Origin of the sequence: Grimontia sedimenti (genome assembly GCF_011045095.1) — a bacterium.
Taxonomy (GTDB): domain Bacteria; phylum Pseudomonadota; class Gammaproteobacteria; order Enterobacterales; family Vibrionaceae; genus Enterovibrio; species Enterovibrio sedimenti.
In genome coordinates this window covers 1-17,750 of the sequence record NZ_JAALDL010000021.1, presented here as the reverse complement: position 1 = coordinate 17,750, position 17,750 = coordinate 1, and the positions used below count along the sequence as shown (strand labels likewise).

The window sequence follows — 17,750 nt, the reverse complement described above, 5'->3', positions numbered from 1 at the left end:
ATGACGGGGTTCTCTTACAGAGTGACGTCAGGAATTCCAATGGCTGCTAGCCTTACTGCGTGTTCACTCTGGGGTTCGCGAAGTGCGAAATCGGGCGGATAATAACAGGAAAAAATTGCCGAAAAAAGCAGCAGTGATAAAAATAATTCGCGCAGAAAAAAAGGCGGAGTAAACCCGCCTTTACAGTGAGTATCTCGCCCTTATGTCACGGGCATGACACGGTTTCTACCCAAATTTTTGGCCTCATATAATTGGGCGTCGGCACGGCTGATGAGGTTACGGATACTTTCGCCCTTTTCATATTCCGCTACACCTATCGAGACAGAGATGTTATCGAGCTTCTTGCCGGTTTTCTTGTCCTTGATCGCTAGCTTGTCGATGGTAGCGCGTATCGTCTCGGCCACCCTGCACCCGCCACTGAGTGCACGGTTAGGCACCAGCAGTGCAAACTCTTCTCCGCCATAACGGTAAGCGTTGATTCCGTCACGACAATAGTCGGACAACCGCTTGGCAGTCAGCTTCAATACCTGATCGCCCATCAAGTGACCGTAGGTGTCGTTGAAACTCTTAAAGTGATCCAAATCGCACAGTAAAAGGGTGAAACCTTTCGGTGGTGGATTGGCGGCCAACGTTTCCAACTCAGAGTCAAAGGCGCGGCGGTTATAGATGCCTGTCAGTGCGTCGTGCAAAGCATCATCATTGGCCTGCTGGAGCGTTTCTTTGAGTCTTGAAATCTCTTTTTGCGCCTCTGCCAGCTGGTTTTTGAAGAAATTCGTGGATTGACGCAACTCGTTGGAGCCTTTCACCGCTTTTTTGACCATGGCGACGGTTTCTTCCATCGACAGGGTTTCTTCTCCGACGCGGGCGAGTTGCGAGAAGGTTTTGTCCAAGGTGTTTTGAAAGGTCGCGGTGTCTTTCAACGTGTCTTCCATGGTGTTACCCATTTCCAGCGCCAGCGCTTGAAGCCCGCGCTGGAATTCATCAACATCTTTGACCTTTTCATCCGCAACATGGTTACTGTAGAGCTCTTCGCAGAGCGTTGGACTCAGTGTCCCTGTCTCTTTGATCGATTCATCGATTCTCTTGGCGAGCTCCGCATCAGCATTTGCCACATAGGTATACCAAAGGGCGTAATTAGGGGGGGTTGCGGGAACCTGGTACTTCATCAGAAGGGGGACAACTTTCTTCAAATATCCAGAAGTTAGCGCAAAATTCTCTTTTGACATGGCTGGCTTATTCTCCGTAATTTTCCGAGGCAAAAACGCCATCGATTACCAGTCTTTTAATCTTAGACTGAATTTGACGCGTTGCTGTGACATCACAGTATTTGTTTTCTGTCTAAAATTGTTGGGCAGCTTTTAAGCGCAAGAAAATAAGGATTGAAAAACATGGGATGGTTGAAAAAAACGTTGGCGAAAGTGGGGGTTGGCAGCGCAGAAATCAGCGTTGAACTGGGCTCCACGACCTTGATACAGGGCGAACAAACCAAGGTGGTGGTGACTGTCACTGGCGGCGATGTTGGCCAACCAGTCGATGCGATTGAGCTGTCGGTTTGCTGTGACTACATGGGATGGGAAGAGCTAAGAACTCAAGGCGAACAAGGTAGAAAGAAGCAACGTCGTCGTAAATCTCATGTTTTGGCTAAGTGGTCTCTCCCGGATGCGTTTACCACTGAACCGGGTAAATCTGTGCATTTTGAATCAGCAATGACCCTTCCGCTGAATACTCCCTTGTCGATGGGTGATGGCAAGATTTGGCTTGAAGTGAACCTCGATATTCCGATGGGTAAAGACACCTCATCGAAAACCGAGTTGACGGTGAAACCGGATAACCAACTGGATGCGGCTTTCACCGCGTTTGAGAAATCAGGCTTTCGCATCGAAAAAGTGAAAAACGAGGAAGTCGAGCGACAGCCTATGCCATTTGAGCAGCAGTTCGAGTGGGCGACTGTATCGGAACCTTACCAATCTGTGTTCAGGGAGATGGCGCTTGTGGCGACAAAATCTGAAGACGCCCTTCACCTTGTGATGACCTTTGGACGACAGGGTGAAGGTATTGGGGCGGCAGTAGGGCGATTTGTCGGTGCCAACAAGCTTTCCCGCGAATTAACTGTCGCAGGAAGCGCTGAGGAAGTGGTCGCTGAGATTAAAACATTGCTGGAGCAAATCTCGCAATAATTTAAGCTTACACGTGTACGCTTAAATGTGTCATACTCGCCGCTGGACCTCTCAAATGCGTTAGCAATTAAGGAGACTGTCGCATGACAACAGCGGCTTCTGCGTCTCAATATTCGGTGAAAGAAGAAATTGCCAGCAGCGTCAGCCATGGCCTGGGTGTGATTTTTGGCATCGTGGCTTTAGTGATGCTTTTGGTGAAAGCTGTCGGTGAGCATGCCGACGCGCTCAGTATTGCCAGCTACAGTGTGTATGGTGCCAGTATCATCCTGCTTTATCTGGCATCCACGCTCTACCATGCGATTCCATTTGCCGGTGCGAAGCGCGCACTCAAAACCTTCGACCACTGCGCCATCTATCTGCTCATCGCGGGCACATACACGCCTTTTATGCTGATAAGTCTCAGAACGCCGTTGGCAAACTGGGTGATGGCATTGATTTGGGGGATTGCGCTGGTCGGGGTGATCCTGAAAATTGCCTTTGTGTACCGGTTTAAATCGCTGTCACTGGCGACGTATCTGGCGATGGGGTGGCTGTCTCTGGTGGTGGTTTATCAACTGGCGCAGGTGATGCCGACAGCCGGCATGGTATTGTTGGGCTTGGGCGGCTTGGTGTATTCGCTGGGTGTAATTTTCTACGTGAAACAAAGCATTCCATACAATCATGCTATCTGGCATCTGTTTGTGCTGGGCGGCACGTTGCTGCACTTCCTCGCTATTTACTGGTACGTGCCGCCCGTATGAGTGAGCTGGCGCGCTTAGTCGCGCCAGAAAACCGGAAACAGTAAAACCAGTACAGTCAGAATTTCCAACCGTCCCATCAACATGCCGATGCTGAGCACCCATTTGGCAGTATCAGATAATCCGGCAAAATTTCCTGTTGGCCCAATCATAGTGCCCATGCCTGGCCCTACATTTGCCACTGCTGTCATTGCTCCTGTCAGGCTGGTGATGCCATCAAGCCCGGTAGCGGCCAGCACCATCGCAACCACCAGTATGGTCATAATGTAGGTAATGGCGAATGCCACCACAGAGCGCACGATGTCTTCGTTGACCGGGCGGCCATTATAGCGCTGGATAAAAACGCCCGAAGGGTGCACCAGTTGCTGGATTTGTTTTTTCAGCAAGGCGAGCGCAATTTGGAAACGGAAGATTTTTGCGCCGCCTGAGGTTGAACCTGAACAGCCACCAGCGATCAGCATAAAAGCAAAAATCACCGACGCGAAAGGTCCCCACGCCGTAAAGTCATCCAGTCCAAAGCCGGTGGTTGTTATCACGGAGACAATGTTAAACAGCGAAACCCTCACTGCGTCCATCGCTCCATAGTCTTTGGTCAACACCAGCCAGATTGCCACCATCAGCGCCGTTGCCAGTACCAGATAGGTAAAGCCCCGCACCTGTGCATCGTTTACCAGCATGCTGGGCTCCCGTCGGCGCAGTGCGTTAATCATCAGAAGAAATGGCAGGCCACCCGCGAACATAAACAAGGTGGCGACCCAATGTGCAGCGTGGCTGAAATGGTTCATTGAGCTATCTGAGGTGGAATAGCCACCCGTCGATAACGTCGTCATGGCGTGGTTCACCGCTTCAAATGCTGTCATGCCCGTTAGCCAGTAGGCGATAAAACATAGTGCGGACAGCGAGACATACACCTTCATGATACTGATGGCGACGTTTTTGGTACGCGGACTGGATTTAGCGGACCAGTCGGAAGACTCGGTCTGGAACAGGCGCATACCACCGACATTCAGAAACGGCAGGATAGCCACGCCCATCACGATAAATCCGACGCCGCCGAGCCACTGCAGTATGGAGCGCCAAAGCAGGATCGATGGCGCCATGCTGTCGAGGCCACTCAGCACCGTAGAACCCGTGGTGGTGATACCGGACATGGTCTCAAAGTAAGCGTCAGTAAAGCTGATGTGATTGATGAAGACAAAGGGCAAGGCGGCGAAAGCACTGGCAATCAGCCATACCATGGTGGTGATAACAAACATGTCGCGGGCGTTGAGACGGAAATCCTCGGTTTTACCAAGCGTCAGACAGGCAAACGCAGCGACGTGGGTGATGATGACCGAAAGGCCGAAGTCGAGAAAACCGGCGGTACCGGTGAAAAAGGCAGTAAGGGTGGGTACATACATAAATAGGGCGATCTTGGATAAGACCAGCCCTATGACGAACAGTACCGGTTTGAAGTTAACCATACACTGTGATGCGTTTTGTCTTTAGAGGAAGAATGGACTTGGCTGGAACAGCCTTTCCACGTCCGGAATATATTTTTTATCTACCAGGAACATCACGACGTGATCGTCCTGCTGAATAACGGTTTTATCGTGGGCGATCAGGACTTCCTCTTCCCTTACGATCGCACCAATGGTGGTACCTGGTGGCAGTTTGATGTCGCCAATAGCACGTCCCACCACTTTCGACGTGTTGGAATCTCCATGAGCGATGGCTTCAATCGCTTCTGCTGCGCCGCGGCGTAGCGAAGACACGTTCACGATGTCGGCTTTACGCACGTGGGTCAGCAGCGCTGAAATAGTGGCTTGCTGCGGCGATATCGCCACATCAATCGCACCGCCCTGCACCAAGTCAACATAAGCACCGCGTTGAATCAATACCATCACCTTTTTGGCGCCAAGGCGCTTGGCCAGCATGGCTGACATGATGTTGGATTCATCTTCGTTGGTGACCGCAATGAACACGTCAATCTGGTCGATATGCTCTTCGCTCAGAAGCTCTTGATCCGCGGCATCACCACAGAAGACGATGGTGTTCTCGAGAATTTCCGAAAGCTGCTCAGCGCGTCGTGGGTTACGTTCAATCAGCTTCACGCTGTAAGAACGTTCAAGGCTTCGTGCGAGACCGGCACCGATGTTACCACCGCCGACAATCATGATGCGCTTGTACGGTTTTTCAAGGCGCTGAAGCTCACTCATCACCGAGCGGATGTGGTTGCTTGCTGCGACAAAGAAAACCTCATCATCGGCTTCGATGATGGTCGTGCCTTGCGGGCGGATAGGGCGGTCACGACGGAAAATCGCCGCCACGCGGGTATCTACATGGGGCATGTGCTCGCGAAGGGCAGACAGCGCATTACCCACCAGCGGACCACCGTAATAGGCCTTTACGGCAACCAGACCGACTCTGTTATCGGCAAAGTTCACCACCTGTAGTGCACCCGGGTATTCAATCAGACGCTGGATGTACTGAGTCACCAACTCTTCTGGTGCAATCAGATATTCAACCGGGCAAGCATCGGTCTGGAACAGTTGATCTTTGGTGGCGAGGTATTCAGGGCTTCGGATACGGGCAACACGGTTCGGTGTGTTATACAGAGTGAAGGCAACCTGACAGGCAATCATGTTGGTTTCGTCGGAGTTGGTGACCGCGACCAACATGTCAGCGTCCTGTGCGCCGGCTTCCAGTAAAGTGGAAGGGTGGCTGGCGTAGCCTTGGATGACGCGGAGATCGTATTTGTCTTGCAGTTCCCTGAGTCGCTCGGGGTCTTTATCGACGATGGTGATGTCGTTGTTTTCGCCCACCAGGTTTTCAGCCAGTGTGCCACCGACTTGTCCAGCCCCCAAGATGATGATTTTCATAACGTCTGCGTGAACCTCGGTTCAATTTTTTATTGTTATCGCGGGCAGTGGTTGCTGCCCGCGCTGACTCCATTACGCCTTTTTGATAACAGCGTAATAGAACCCATCCATGTTTTCCTGGCCGGGCAGGATTTGTCGGCCCGGTTGCTCAGGTGAGCCGGTTTCCAATGTCGCATCTGACGTGCGGGCGAGGAAAGCTTTCACCTGTTCTGCGTTTTCTTGCGGGGTGACCGAGCACGTCGCATAGACCAGCGTACCACCAGATTTCAGCTGCGCCCACATTGCATCAAGAATTTCAGACTGCAGCGACACTAACTGATCGATGTCGTCGGCGCGGCGAAGCCACTTGATATCCGGATGGCGGCGAATAACACCGGTAGCTGAACAAGGCGCGTCGAGCAGAATACGATCAAACTGCTCACCCTGCCACCACTCACCCGGAGTACGGGCATCACCACAAATCACCTGCGCGTCGAGCTTCAGGCGTTTGAGGTTTTCTTCCACACGGGTAAGACGGGTGGCGTCCACATCCATTGCAACAACCTTTGCCGTTGGCTCGTGCTCAAGGATGTGGCAGGTTTTTCCGCCCGGCGCAGCGCAGCAATCAAGGATGAGCTCGCCAGCCTGAGGCTTAAGGTAATCGACCGACAGCTGCGCAGCCGCGTCCTGCACCGAGACCCAGCCCTCTGAAAAGCCTGGCAGGGCCGTGACATCACAAGGTGTTGCCAGTTTCAGTGCATCTTCCGCTTCAGGATGGATTGCGGTCTCAATGCCTGCTTCATCCAAAAGGGCTTTGTAAGCATCGCGGGTGTGATGGGTGCGGTTTACACGCAGCCACATAGGCGCCTTTTCATGGTTGGCTTCAACCACCTGCTCCCACTCACTTGGGTAAGCTTTTTGTAGCAGCTTCAGCAACCAGCCAGGGTGACCGTATTTACCCGCGTCGTGCGCGACAGCGGCGGCATCTAAAGCTTCCTGATTGCGTTGGTAATTACGTAGCACGGCATTGATAAGGCCGCGGAGTTGGGGCTTTTTCAGTGCCTTGGTGGCATTCACGGTTTCTGCGACCGCCGCGTGGGCTGGAATGCGCATGTAGTTAAGCTGGTATAGGCCGACCAAAATCAAATGATGGAAAACGCGTTGCTTGCCTTTGAGTGGCTTGTCCATCAGAGATTGAGTGATGGATTCGAGACGCGGCAACCAGCGCAGCACCCCGTAGCAGATCTCCTGCAGCAGGGCGCCATCGCGTGGGGCGACTTTTGTTGGGCAGGCGGCAGGGCGGCTGACAGGGATTGTCCTTGGTCGACAACCTGATAAATAACCTGTGCAGCGACAGCTCTAACGTTCATGAATATACCTCAGTGTTTGCTCACGTGAATGCGAGCCACTAAAAAAGGCCAGCAAGCTGGCCTTCTCAATTACAGTTGGGTGCCAGGTTCAAACCAGTCGCGGCGGGAGTTCAGAATGTCTGCCGCGCTCATGGCTTTTTTGCCCGGTGGCTGGATGGATGTCAGGCGCAACACGCCTTCTCCGGTTGCCACTCGGATACCTTTCTTGTCGGCGGACAAAATGGTGCCCGGCGCTTTGCCGCTGTCTTCTGCTTCGACTTCGGCATCCCAGACTTTGATGTTGTTGTCCGCCACAGAGAAGTGACTCATCGGCCATGGGTTAAAGGCGCGGATGCAACGTTCAATGGCGTCGGCGCTCATGGTCCAGTCGATTTGCGCTTCTTCTTTGCTGAGCTTTTTCGCGTAGTTGGCAAGCTCATCGTCCTGCTTTTCAGCAACGGCTTTGCCAGAAGCAATATCACCCAGACATTCCACCAAGGCTTCAGGGCCCATTTCCGCCAGTCTTTCATAAAGCGTGGCACTGGTTTCTTTGGCGTCGATGTTCAGGGTTGCGATTTTCAGCATATCGCCGGTATCCAGACCCTCATCCATCTGCATGATGGTGACGCCTGTCTCTGCATCGCCCGCCCAGATTGAGCGTTGGATAGGCGCAGCGCCACGCCAGCGCGGCAGGATAGAGCCGTGAACATTGATACAGCCAAGGCGAGGTGTGTCTAGCACCACTTTAGGTAGCAGCAGGCCATAAGCCACTACGACCATGATGTCAGCACCAATGGCAGCTAGCTCTTGCTGCGCGTCTTCCGCTTTCAGGCTTGCTGGCTGATAAACAGGAATCTTGTGTTCCTGCGCCAGCAGATTGACTGGGCTGGCAGTCAATTTCTTACCACGGCCCGCCGGACGGTCAGGCTGGGTATAAACTGCTACCACCTCATGGTGTGAAGACAACAACGCCGCCAGATGACGGGCGGCGAAATCCGGCGTACCGGCAAATACGATTTTCAATGAGTCGCTCAAGGAAACCTCAGCTGGCTTTTTGGTTGGCGCGTTTGATTTTTTCCAGCTTCTGTTTGATGCGCTGTTGCTTCAGGGGCGACAGGTAATCGACAAACAGTTTGCCTTCAAGGTGGTCCAGTTCGTGCTGAACACAGATAGCCAGAAGGTCATCTGCTTCGAATTGGTATTCGTTGCCGTCGCGATCCAGTGCTCTCACTGTCACTTCAGATGCACGGGATACCAGTGCGCGTGCACCAGGGACAGACAGACAACCTTCTTCGATGCCGTCTTCACCGCGTTTATCGATGATTTCAGGGTTGATCAGCACCATAGGCTCATCGCGGGTTTCTGAAATATCAATCACAACGATGCGCTGGTGGATGTCCACCTGGGTCGCAGCAAGGCCAATGCCTTCTTCGTCGTACATGGTTTCCAGCATGTCATCAACAATGGTCTGGATCTCTGGTGTGACGCTTTCTACCGGTTTCGCCACCGTGCGTAGGCGATCGTCCGGGAAGGTCAAAACCTGTAATACACTCATAAACGTCTCTTAAATATGTTGAACTGCGCCGTATCCGGCTTCGGTAATTGGGCTAATTCTAGACATTTTGCTATTCAAATGACAGCATCCAAATCGAAAGTACGCTTTTGGAGACAAGGGATGTTTAAAAAGCTTATCATTTTTGTCTGGCGCTGGGGCTGCCAGGTGTGATAGCTGCGTCAGAAGTGCGTTTGAGCGCTGATGCGCCTGAAAACTATACCGTGAAAAAAGGTGATACCCTTTGGGATATTGCGGGCCTGTATCTTGAAAAACCTTGGCACTGGCCGACGCTTTGGCAACACAATCCGGCAATCAAAAATCCTCATCTTATCTATCCGGGCGACAAACTTCGCCTGAGCTGGCTTGATGGCAAACCTGTGCTTTCTTATACGGCAGGGGCTAACCGTACCGACTCAACCCCTATCAACAGCACTTCGCCATCGGTTCTGCGCCAGTTCCTGACCTATGACACCCTCATTCATGAGCGTGAGTATTTGCTCGCTCCGCGAGTATTGGGCACGCAGGAAGGATGGAGTTATATCTCTAAACGCACGCCGTTTTTTGTTGATAAGTCTTTAGACACAGAAGAGTGGTTTATCTATCGTACTGTGACGGATTTTCAGCGGGAAAAGGGTGATGCGGTGGTGCGCATGATAAGCCTCAAGAAAGTCGGGGAAGCCAAGCTGGTGCGCTCGATTGATGACATCGCTGAAATGACGCTGACCCGCCAAAACCAGGAAATCAAACCTAACGATATTCTATTGCCTGCACTTGGTGCGAAAACCGGAGAAATTTTCCACCCTAAACCCGCGCCTGACGGTGTTGAGGGCAGAATGGTCGGACACCTTTACGGCAGCAACTATGTTGGACACCGTCAAATCGTAGTGGTCGAGCTGGGCGAACAGGACGGCCTGAATGAAGGGCATACCCTTTCGGTGGTGGTGCCGGGTGTGGCAATGAAAGGCACTAAGGGTGAGATGCGCTACGACAGCGATATCGACAACGGTGGCGGCGATGTGGTGAAAGTCTTGCCATCAACATCGGCAGGCACTTTATTGGTTATCCGCAGCTATCCTTTCTTCAGTCTTGCCATGGTGGTGGAAGCCGATAAGCCACTGAAAGCGGATATGCCGGTTATCGCAGCGGAAGGATAAGATGTCTCGCGAGCTTGAGTGGTGGCTTAGGCTCGCCGCTGTTCCCCGCCTCGGCAGTCAGGCGGTCAGTAAGATCATCAGCCGGTACCCACCGCACAAACTGGACGAGATGGAGGACATCGAGCTAGCAGCACTTGGCTTAAAGCCCGCTCAAATTCAGGCGCTGCGACAACCTGACTTTTCCATTATCGACAAATGCCTGACCTGGGCATCAGCACCAGGCAGGCATATCATCTCGCTGACCGATTCCCGCTATCCTTACCTCTTAAAGCAAATCAGTGGTGCTCCCCCTCTTTTATTTGTCGACGGCGATCCCCATATACTGTCACTGCCGCAACTCGCGATGGTTGGCAGTCGTCATGCATCCAACGATGGCTTGTCACTGGCTCATGCTTTTGCCAAAGAGCTTGCCGCTCACGATGTCGTCGTGACCAGCGGTCTGGCCTTGGGCATTGATGGCAGGGCGCACCGTGGGGCACTCGATGGCAAAGGGAAAACCATTGCCGTGTTGGGCTCGGGGCTTGAGAAGATTTACCCTGCCAGACACCGTCAACTGTCTGACGATATCAGGGAGAATGGTGCACTGGTGTCAGAGCTTTGGCCCTGGTCGCCGCCAAAACCTGCATTTTTCCCGAGACGAAATCGTATTATCAGCGGTCTATCTACAGGAGTGCTGGTGGTGGAAGCGGCAATGAAGAGTGGTTCGCTGATCACCGCCAGGCTGGCGCTTGAACAAGGACGGGATGTCTTTGCTCTACCGGGCTCTATCCATAACCCGCATGCGAAAGGCAGTAACGGCTTGATAAAGCAGGGCGCTTTTCTGGTGGAGTCGGTGGACGAAATGTTAGAGCAGGTTGGCGCATTGGCTGGCTGTGCAATAAACCACCAGTTGGAGGTCGCTCAGGCCCAAGTTTTGCAAGAAGAATTGCCATTTCCTGAACTGTTGGCTAACGTAGGAAATGAAGCAAGGTGTGTCGATGTGCTTGCAGAAATCTGCGATGAACCCGTTCACGAAATCATGATGCAGTTGTTAGAACTTGAGCTACAGGGGCTGGTAACAGCGGTACCCGGTGGTTATGTCAGAACGAGGAGGGGATAGCCATGATGGACATCTTAATGTACCTGTTTGAAACCTATATCCACAGCGATGTTGAGTTGATGGTGGATCAGGACGAACTGGCTGATGAACTCTCCAGAGCTGGATTTCATCAAGACGATATATACAAAGCGCTGAACTGGCTTGAAAAGCTGGCGCTACTTCAAGACGCCGACAAGACCCCATACCTAACTGGCGGCGCGCTCACTTCTGTTCGTATCTATACCCCGAAAGAGATGGATCGACTGGATACCGAGAGCCGAGGTTTTCTGACTTTCCTTGAGCAAATCAGTGTACTGAGCCCTGAAACCCGTGAGATGGTGATTGACCGAGTTATGGAGCTCGATACGCAGGAATTTGTATTGGAAGATCTGAAATGGGTGATCCTGATGGTGCTGTTTAACGTGCCCGGCAACGAGGGTGCGTACGATCAAATGGAAGAGCTACTCTATAGCACAGCGGAAGATGAATACCTTCACTGATTTGAGGCTGGTCTGCTTTGGCTGGAAAAATTGACGATTCCCTGTTCAGCGCCCATGAACATGCGCTGGAAAATGAAGAGCGCTGCCCTAAATGTGGCAGCGCTCTTGTTATCAAGCACAGTAAACGCGGCCCTTTCAAAGCGTGTACTGGCTATCCGGCTTGTGATTTCATCGAGTCACTGAACCACAATGACGGACACATAGTGAAAGAGCTTGGTATGCCGTGCCCGGAATGTGGCAACGAGTTGGTGCTCCGCCAAGGACGTTTCGGCATGTTCATCGGCTGTTCGGCGTATCCGGAATGCCAACATATCGAAAAGCGCGATCAGGAACCTGAAGCGGAAACCATGGACATCAACTGTCCTGAGTGCCGCAAAGGAAAGCTGCACGAGAAGAAATCGCGTTTTGGTAAAGCCTTCTATGCGTGCGACGCTTACCCGAAATGCAAATTCGCCGTGAACCTTAAGCCCATCAAGGGCAACTGTGAGGTTTGCGGATATCCGCTGCTGCTTGAGAAAAAGCTGGCGGCGGGCATCGTGAAAGTTTGCGCGGATAAAAAATGTCAGCACAAACAGGGGCAATGACCCGAAGTAGATTTATCTGGTATGAGAAAAAGAAAAGCCGCTAGCAGCGGCTTTTCTCGTTTTGGGCTTGGCTCACTCAGCTTAATGTTTCTGCGGCACTTTGAATGGCGGGAAACTCAGTGTCGTCCAAGTGGTTGGCAACTTCCTGAAGTGCTTCACCCAATGCCTTTGCATTGTCTGCGCACAGGTTGATGTGGCCAATCTTACGGCCCGGTCGCGGCGCTTTGTCGTACCAATGCACATGCGCCAGTCCCATGACATCCGTCGGGACAGTCACCTGACCGACGATGTTGATCATCGCAGTTGGACGGATGCGTTTGGCACTGCCAAGCGGTAAGCCACAGACAGCGCGAAGGTGGTTCTCAAACTGACAGACCTCAGCACCTTGCTGTGTCCAGTGACCGGAGTTGTGTACGCGCGGCGCAATCTCGTTCACTTTGAGGTTGCCGCCGACATCAAAAAACTCAATCGCCAGTACGCCGACATAATCCAGTGTGTCTGCCACCGCTTTAAACATGGCTTCAGCCTGAGCCTGAACTGCATCATTGTCGCCAGCTGCTACCGACACGCTCAAGATACCGTTGGTGTGGATGTTCTCGGTCAGTGGGTAAATTTCCAAATCACCTTTGGCATTGCGCGCACCGATTAATGACACTTCGCGGTCAAATGGCACAAATTCTTCGGCAATCACACACTGGCGCGCACCTTGCGGAGAGGTTTTGAGGAACTGGTCGATATCCTGCCAGACTGCTTCGATGTCCGAGTCAGGCTTTAAGCGCCACTGGCCTTTGCCATCATAGCCATCTAGGGCGCTTTTCAGGATGAGAGGCAGGCCGATGTTGGCGATTGCTGAATCGTAATCTTCTCGGGATTCAATCACCTGATAACGGGCATTGGCTACACCTGCTTTATCCAGTAATGCTTTTTCCAGACGGCGGTCGCCACCGGTCAGTATGGCGGTTTCACCAGGGTAGAACTTACCGCTGGCCTGACAGACGTCCAGTACGTCCGGCGCGATGTGTTCAAACTCAGCAGTAATCACATCCGCATCGGCAATTCCGTTTTCCAGACCTTGCCCAAGAACTTCCAGCGTGACCGGGTGTACAAGGTTGCCGCTTCGCACATCGTACGCGCTAATCTTAAGATTTAGGGGGGCGCCTGCCAGCGCCATCATACGTGCCAGCTGTCCGGCACCGAGAACCAGCACATTCATGATTAATCTACCGATGGGTCAGGGTTAGCGAGAACGGTGTCTGTTTGGTTCTGACGGAAAGCGTCGACTTTCGCCATCAGCTCTGCATCATTAGTGGCTAGAATTTGTGCCGCAAGCAGACCGGCATTCGCGGCACCCGCATCACCAATCGCCAGCGTACCGACTGCCACACCTTTTGGCATTTGAACGATAGAAAGTAGCGAATCCATCCCTTTCAGCGCTTTTGACTGAACCGGTACACCCAGTACAGGAAGGCTGGTAAATGCAGCGGTCATCCCAGGTAGGTGAGCAGCACCACCAGCGCCGGCAATAATCACTTTCAGGCCACGTGAAGCAGCTTCGCTGGCATAATCTGCGAGCAGGCCAGGAGTGCGGTGGGCGGAAACCACTTTGGTCTCGTAGGCAACGCCGAAGTGATCCAGCATATCTGCTGCGTTTTTCATGGTTGGCCAGTCTGACTTAGAACCCATGATGATGCCGACTTTCATAGTAACTCCTGTAAATGCTCGTTAACCGCTGAAACATGGAAAGTGGGCGCATTATATCGGCAAAAAGCAGCAAGGAAAACGTTTGCGTCAGTCTGTTTGCTGCTGTTTGGATGCCTGATATAAACGGGGCTGATAGAAAGTCTGTTTCGATTTGTGACAAAAGTGTTGAGAACGTCGGGTAAAGTTGGTCATAGTAAGCCGAATTTTTCGGGTAGAGGCAGGAGAAGAGCATTGGCGAATGTTAAGCAATGCGTGGCAGCGTTGGCGCGCGGGGAAGTTATCGCGTATCCCACAGAAGGGGTATTTGGTGTGGGCTGCGACCCGGACAGCCCAGCCGCTGTGCAGGCGCTTTTAGATGTTAAAGAGCGTGATAAGGCCAAAGGCCTCATTCTGATCGCGGCAGAGCTTTCCCAGTTAGACGGATACATTGACTTCGATAGCCTGAGCGAAGCAGTGAAAGCAGAGGTTTTAGCAACGTGGCCGGGTCCCGTTACCTGGGTCATGCCGGCTGGCAAGAAGATCACCGACTGGGTGACTGGGCAGTTCGATACTGTCGCTGTGCGCGTTTCCGATCATCCGGATGTTCGCGAACTGTGTCTTTCTTATGGCAAACCCATCACATCAACCAGTGCAAACCTTAGCGGTGAAGAGCCGTGTCGCAGTGTGGCGGAAGTGGTAGAGCAATTGGGTAGACGTGTACCGAATGTTTTAGAAGGAAAAATTGGCGGACGTGACAAGCCTACCGAGATCCGAGATGCGCGTTCTGGTAAGGTGCTTCGTCAGGGCTAAATAAAAGTACAAGGAAATTACGTGGAGAATCAGAACCTTCCTCAGCAGGTTGATAAAGAGGCGGTTAAGCGCTTTTTGCTGTCGTTGCAGGACACTATATGTGTTGCGCTGGAAAAAGAAGACGGCGGCGCGACATTTGAGGAAGATGCCTGGGAAAGACCTGCGGGCGGCGGTGGTAAAAGCCGGGTGCTTCGCGATGGCAATGTATTTGAGCAGGCTGGCGTGAACTTCTCCCACGTGTTTGGGGACAAAATGCCAGGCTCGGCGACGGCGCACCGTCCTGAACTGGCAGGCAGAGGCTTTGAAGCCATGGGTGTGTCTTTGGTGGTGCATCCGAAAAACCCGAATGTTCCGACTTCCCACGCCAATGTCCGTTTCTTCATTGCTGAAAAAGAAGGGGAAGCCCCGGTTTGGTGGTTTGGTGGTGGCTTCGATCTCACGCCGTTCTATCCGGTAGAAGAAGATTGTGTTCATTGGCACCAAACGGCGAAGTCTATTTGTGCACCCTTTGGCGCTGATGTTTATGCTGAGCACAAAGCCTGGTGTGATCGTTATTTCTTCCTACCTCACCGTAACGAAACCCGTGGTGTCGGTGGTCTTTTCTTTGATGATTTGAACCAGTGGGGATTTGACGCGTCTTTCGATTACATTAAAGCCGTGGGTGAAGGTTACCTCGACGCTTACCTCCCGATCGTGCAGAAACGCAAAGATGTTGCTTACGGTGAACGTGAGCGCGAATTCCAACTTTATCGCCGTGGGCGTTATGTTGAGTTTAATCTTGTTTACGATCGTGGCACTCTGTTTGGTCTGCAAAGCGGCGGACGGACAGAATCAATCCTGATGTCTATGCCACCACTGGTGCGCTGGGAGTATGGATTCGAGCCTGAGCCGGGATCTGCTGAAGAGAAGCTCTACACAGAGTTTTTGAAACCAAGGGAATGGTAATTCAAGGAAAACAAAGTCGTGGATAAATATGTCGTTGTCGGCAACCCGATCTCACACAGTAAGTCCCCTTTTATACACACCTTGTTTGCGCGCCAGACTGCGCAGGCAATGAATTATGAGACACTCGAAGCGCCAATCGGTGGTTTTGAGGAAGCGGTAACTGCCTTTTTTAACAGTGGCGGCAAAGGATGTAACGTCACTGTGCCTTTTAAAGAAGAGGCGTTTAAGTTGGCCACTATGCTGACCGAGCGGGCTAAGCTCGCTGGGGCGGTGAACACACTGAAAAAGCTTGATGATGGCGGCATACTCGGCGATAACACGGACGGGGAAGGTCTGGTGCAGGATCTGCTGAGTCACCATGTCCAACTCGAAGGCGCTAAAATTTTACTGCTTGGTGCAGGTGGCGCAGCGAGGGGAGTGATTCTGCCCTTACTGGCTCACGAGCCTGCACAACTGGTGATTGCTAACCGCACTGCAAGTAAAGCCGAGATGCTGGCATCACTATTTGCGGATAATGGCAGTGTGTCGGCAACCAGCTTTGAATCGCTGGAAGGAGAGTTTGATGTGGTGGTGAATTCCACATCTGCCAGCCTTTCAGGAGAACACCCACAAATCTCAGCGACTGTGTTTGGCAGTCAAACCGTGGTTTACGACATGGTATATGGCTCAGGCGTGACCAGCAGTAACCAGTGGGCTCTGGATAACGGTGCCGCTCGTGTGATTGACGGATTGGGTATGCTGGTGGGACAAGCGGCGGAGAGTTTTACGATTTGGCGTGGTATCAGGCCGGGAACTGGACAGGTGCTGAGAGAGCTTCGCCGTAATCTTGCTGAATAGATGAAGTACAGATGAACCAGAACATCCTTTTCCCTGACCTAGAACAGGTCGATACTGAAAAAAGCGCTGTCCGCTTTGATGCGCAGCAAGCAGGCTCTCTGATTGCCTGCTTTATCTCAATAGCTGATCTGGAAAAGAGAGAGCGAGTAGCTTTGAATACAGAAGAAGCGATTCTGGCAGCGTTTGCCGAGAACCGCTTCGATCTGGAAGAGTTAGCAGAAGAAGCCATTGAAGAGGAAGACTTCAATGCGTCCGGTGAGATCTGGGTGCGTTAACCTTCGAGCTCTGCGATGTACTCATTTTTCGTGACAACATAGTTATCAGACGATTTCTGCAAAAAAGCGCGTTCTGCTTCTTTCAAAGGGCGCGCTTGTTTTACCGGACTGCCCACATAGAGAAAACCAGACTCTAAGCGTTTACCCGGCGGAACCAAACTGCCTGCACCCACCATGACTTCATCTTCTATTACAGCACCATCAAGAACAATCGCGCCCATGCCGACCAGCACTTTATTACCAATGGTGCAGCCATGTAGCATGACTTTGTGCCCGACAGTCACGTCATCACCAATGATCAGCGGATAGCCTTCCGGATTCTCTTTGTTCTTGTGGGTGACATGAAGAACAGAGCCATCCTGAATGTTAGACCGCTGACCGATACGGATATGGTTAACGTCACCGCGTGCAGCAACCAAAGGCCAAATGCTTGCGTCATCACCAAGGGTAATATCGCCAACCAATACAGAAGAAGGGTCGAGGTAAACGCGTTCACCTACTGTTGGAAAGATACCTTTATAGCTGCGAAGTACAGAAGACATAGAGAATTCCAAATAAGGATGATTGAAAACAGACTATCTTGATGCGGAAAAGAGTGCAATTCTTGTTCGTTTCAATGCACTTTAATGCCGTTTTGGGCGAAAAGTAATCGAACGCATCGTTTTTCATAAAAAACTTCAAAAAAGCCCTTGCCAGAATTTCAGACCTCCCTATAATGCCGCCTCACCGACACGGAGAGCGGCTCCCACAGCGGAAACGTTCACTCAAATCGGTACGGCGAAGGCCTCAATAATTGAGCTGAAATAAACGCTTGACGCGCTGTTTCGAATCAGTAAAATGGCCGCCCGCTTCGAAGGGAAAATCACCCCGAGAGGCAAGTCAACAAGGTGTTTTGAGGGTTGCGAAAGCAACGCTGATAAATCTCAAAATTTCTTCTTGACTTCATCGCCCGGCAGCGTAAAATTCGCAGCCCTGACGATGAGAAGCAACGCTTCTTCAAGTCAACGTTCTTTAACAATTTGACCTATGCAATCTGTGTGGGCACTCGTGATTGATAGACAAAAGATTTATCGATGTTTACTGAGTGACCAAACGAAAACTCTTCGGAGTTATCGGCACAGTCAATTTATACAGTATTTCATCGAGCCAAAAACTTTAATTGAAGAGTTTGATCATGGCTCAGATTGAACGCTGGCGGCAGGCCTAACACATGCAAGTCGAGCGGCAGC

18 protein-coding genes, 1 rRNA gene and 1 pseudogene are annotated in these 17,750 nt (G+C 51.9%); 11 read left to right on the top strand and 9 right to left on the bottom strand.

The window, feature by feature from the left end:
* Positions 1-200: 200 nt before the first annotated feature.
* The gene (locus G5S52_RS20625; RefSeq protein ID WP_165018155.1) at positions 201-1,226 is read right to left on the bottom strand and encodes a GGDEF domain-containing protein; all 1,026 of its coding nucleotides are present in this window, start codon (positions 1,224-1,226) and stop codon (positions 201-203) included.
* A gap of 162 nt (positions 1,227-1,388) precedes the next feature.
* On the opposite strand from G5S52_RS20625, the gene G5S52_RS20620 reads away from it, so the two are divergent.
* Entirely contained in the window at positions 1,389-2,177 is a 789-nt protein-coding gene (locus tag G5S52_RS20620; RefSeq protein WP_165018153.1) for a sporulation protein, read from the top strand.
* 83 nt (positions 2,178-2,260) lie between these two features.
* Complete coding sequence (gene trhA / locus G5S52_RS20615) at positions 2,261-2,917, top strand: PAQR family membrane homeostasis protein TrhA (RefSeq protein ID WP_165018150.1); 657 nt, start codon at positions 2,261-2,263, stop codon at positions 2,915-2,917.
* 14 nt (positions 2,918-2,931) lie between these two features.
* Here trhA and G5S52_RS20610 read toward each other — a convergent pair whose 3' ends face one another.
* The 5 genes and pseudogenes from G5S52_RS20610 to def all read right to left on the bottom strand — a co-directional run bounded on the left by G5S52_RS20610 (position 2,932) and on the right by def (position 8,658).
* Positions 2,932-4,377 carry a TrkH family potassium uptake protein gene (locus tag G5S52_RS20610; RefSeq protein ID WP_165018148.1) on the bottom strand — a complete coding sequence of 482 codons (1,446 nt, stop codon included), beginning with the start codon at positions 4,375-4,377 and terminating at the stop codon, positions 2,932-2,934.
* Positions 4,378-4,398: 21 nt separating this feature from the next.
* On the bottom strand, positions 4,399-5,775 hold the full coding sequence (gene trkA, locus G5S52_RS20605) for a Trk system potassium transporter TrkA (RefSeq protein ID WP_002540846.1): 1,377 nt from the start codon (positions 5,773-5,775) through the stop codon (positions 4,399-4,401).
* 72 nt (positions 5,776-5,847) lie between these two features.
* Positions 5,848-7,124: pseudogene (rsmB, locus tag G5S52_RS20600) on the bottom strand (16S rRNA (cytosine(967)-C(5))-methyltransferase RsmB).
* Positions 7,125-7,193: 69 nt separating this feature from the next.
* Positions 7,194-8,138 carry a methionyl-tRNA formyltransferase gene (fmt, locus tag G5S52_RS20595; RefSeq protein WP_165018146.1) on the bottom strand — a complete coding sequence of 315 codons (945 nt, stop codon included), beginning with the start codon at positions 8,136-8,138 and terminating at the stop codon, positions 7,194-7,196.
* A gap of 7 nt (positions 8,139-8,145) precedes the next feature.
* A complete protein-coding gene (def, locus tag G5S52_RS20590) occupies positions 8,146-8,658 on the bottom strand; it encodes a peptide deformylase (RefSeq protein ID WP_165018144.1) in 513 nt (170 codons plus the stop codon).
* A gap of 167 nt (positions 8,659-8,825) precedes the next feature.
* Here def and G5S52_RS20585 point away from each other — a divergent pair, with 167 nt between their 5' ends.
* From G5S52_RS20585 to G5S52_RS20570, 4 genes are read left to right on the top strand one after another with little or no spacing between them, the layout of a single operon-like run.
* Positions 8,826-9,812 (top strand): LysM peptidoglycan-binding domain-containing protein, encoded by a 987-nt coding sequence (locus G5S52_RS20585; protein WP_368737487.1) that lies wholly within the window; start codon positions 8,826-8,828, stop codon positions 9,810-9,812.
* A 1-nt stretch (position 9,813) separates the two neighbouring features.
* The gene (dprA, locus tag G5S52_RS20580) at positions 9,814-10,911 is read left to right on the top strand and encodes a DNA-processing protein DprA (RefSeq protein ID WP_165018142.1); all 1,098 of its coding nucleotides are present in this window, start codon (positions 9,814-9,816) and stop codon (positions 10,909-10,911) included.
* Positions 10,912-10,913: 2 nt separating this feature from the next.
* A complete protein-coding gene (locus G5S52_RS20575) occupies positions 10,914-11,390 on the top strand; it encodes a DUF494 family protein (RefSeq protein ID WP_165018140.1) in 477 nt (158 codons plus the stop codon).
* Between the two features lie 17 nt (positions 11,391-11,407).
* The gene (locus G5S52_RS20570) at positions 11,408-11,974 is read left to right on the top strand and encodes a DNA topoisomerase family protein (protein ID WP_002540854.1); all 567 of its coding nucleotides are present in this window, start codon (positions 11,408-11,410) and stop codon (positions 11,972-11,974) included.
* 76 nt (positions 11,975-12,050) lie between these two features.
* On the opposite strand, the gene G5S52_RS20565 is transcribed toward G5S52_RS20570, so the two are convergent.
* Both G5S52_RS20565 and purE read right to left on the bottom strand, forming a co-directional pair.
* Positions 12,051-13,187, bottom strand: a complete 1,137-nt coding sequence (locus G5S52_RS20565) for a 5-(carboxyamino)imidazole ribonucleotide synthase (protein ID WP_165018138.1) — start codon at positions 13,185-13,187, stop codon at positions 12,051-12,053.
* A gap of 2 nt (positions 13,188-13,189) precedes the next feature.
* Positions 13,190-13,675, bottom strand: a complete 486-nt coding sequence (gene purE / locus G5S52_RS20560; RefSeq protein ID WP_046302761.1) for a 5-(carboxyamino)imidazole ribonucleotide mutase — start codon at positions 13,673-13,675, stop codon at positions 13,190-13,192.
* Between the two features lie 231 nt (positions 13,676-13,906).
* Between purE and tsaC the strand changes: the two genes are divergently transcribed.
* The 4 genes from tsaC to G5S52_RS20540 are packed head-to-tail and all read left to right on the top strand — an operon-like array spanning position 13,907 to position 16,521.
* On the top strand, positions 13,907-14,464 hold the full coding sequence (gene tsaC / locus G5S52_RS20555) for an L-threonylcarbamoyladenylate synthase type 1 TsaC (protein WP_165018135.1): 558 nt from the start codon (positions 13,907-13,909) through the stop codon (positions 14,462-14,464).
* Between the two features lie 21 nt (positions 14,465-14,485).
* Positions 14,486-15,409 carry an oxygen-dependent coproporphyrinogen oxidase gene (hemF, locus tag G5S52_RS20550; protein WP_165018133.1) on the top strand — a complete coding sequence of 308 codons (924 nt, stop codon included), beginning with the start codon at positions 14,486-14,488 and terminating at the stop codon, positions 15,407-15,409.
* A gap of 18 nt (positions 15,410-15,427) precedes the next feature.
* Positions 15,428-16,246: a shikimate dehydrogenase gene (gene aroE / locus G5S52_RS20545; RefSeq protein WP_165018130.1), complete on the top strand. Its 819-nt coding sequence runs from the start codon at positions 15,428-15,430 to the stop codon at positions 16,244-16,246.
* Between the two features lie 11 nt (positions 16,247-16,257).
* On the top strand, positions 16,258-16,521 hold the full coding sequence (locus tag G5S52_RS20540; RefSeq protein ID WP_165018128.1) for a DUF1488 family protein: 264 nt from the start codon (positions 16,258-16,260) through the stop codon (positions 16,519-16,521).
* Here G5S52_RS20540 and G5S52_RS20535 read toward each other — a convergent pair.
* Positions 16,518-17,063, bottom strand: coding sequence for a gamma carbonic anhydrase family protein (locus G5S52_RS20535; protein WP_165018125.1), 546 nt, complete (start codon positions 17,061-17,063; stop codon positions 16,518-16,520). The two genes, G5S52_RS20540 and G5S52_RS20535, sit on opposite strands and share 4 nt — an antisense overlap.
* Before the next feature lie 614 nt (positions 17,064-17,677).
* On the opposite strand from G5S52_RS20535, the gene G5S52_RS20530 reads away from it, so the two are divergent.
* Positions 17,678-17,750: ribosomal RNA gene (locus G5S52_RS20530) — 16S ribosomal RNA — on the top strand; the annotation flags it as partial.

Bases quoted from the DNA above. Each gene is read 5' to 3' on its own strand.
- G5S52_RS20625 (WP_165018155.1), bottom strand. From the start codon at position 1,226: ATGTCAAAAGAGAATTTTGCGCTAACTTCTGGATATTTGAAGAAAGTT.
- G5S52_RS20620 (WP_165018153.1), top strand. From the start codon at position 1,389: ATGGGATGGTTGAAAAAAACGTTGGCGAAAGTGGGGGTTGGCAGCGCA.
- trhA (WP_165018150.1), top strand. From the start codon at position 2,261: ATGACAACAGCGGCTTCTGCGTCTCAATATTCGGTGAAAGAAGAAATT.
- G5S52_RS20610 (WP_165018148.1), bottom strand. From the start codon at position 4,377: ATGGTTAACTTCAAACCGGTACTGTTCGTCATAGGGCTGGTCTTATCC.
- trkA (WP_002540846.1), bottom strand. From the start codon at position 5,775: ATGAAAATCATCATCTTGGGGGCTGGACAAGTCGGTGGCACACTGGCT.
- def (WP_165018144.1), bottom strand. From the start codon at position 8,658: ATGAGTGTATTACAGGTTTTGACCTTCCCGGACGATCGCCTACGCACG.
- dprA (WP_165018142.1), top strand. From the start codon at position 9,814: ATGTCTCGCGAGCTTGAGTGGTGGCTTAGGCTCGCCGCTGTTCCCCGC.
- G5S52_RS20575 (WP_165018140.1), top strand. From the start codon at position 10,914: ATGATGGACATCTTAATGTACCTGTTTGAAACCTATATCCACAGCGAT.
- G5S52_RS20565 (WP_165018138.1), bottom strand. From the start codon at position 13,187: ATGAATGTGCTGGTTCTCGGTGCCGGACAGCTGGCACGTATGATGGCG.
- purE (WP_046302761.1), bottom strand. From the start codon at position 13,675: ATGAAAGTCGGCATCATCATGGGTTCTAAGTCAGACTGGCCAACCATG.
- G5S52_RS20540 (WP_165018128.1), top strand. From the start codon at position 16,258: ATGAACCAGAACATCCTTTTCCCTGACCTAGAACAGGTCGATACTGAA.
- G5S52_RS20535 (WP_165018125.1), bottom strand. From the start codon at position 17,063: ATGTCTTCTGTACTTCGCAGCTATAAAGGTATCTTTCCAACAGTAGGT.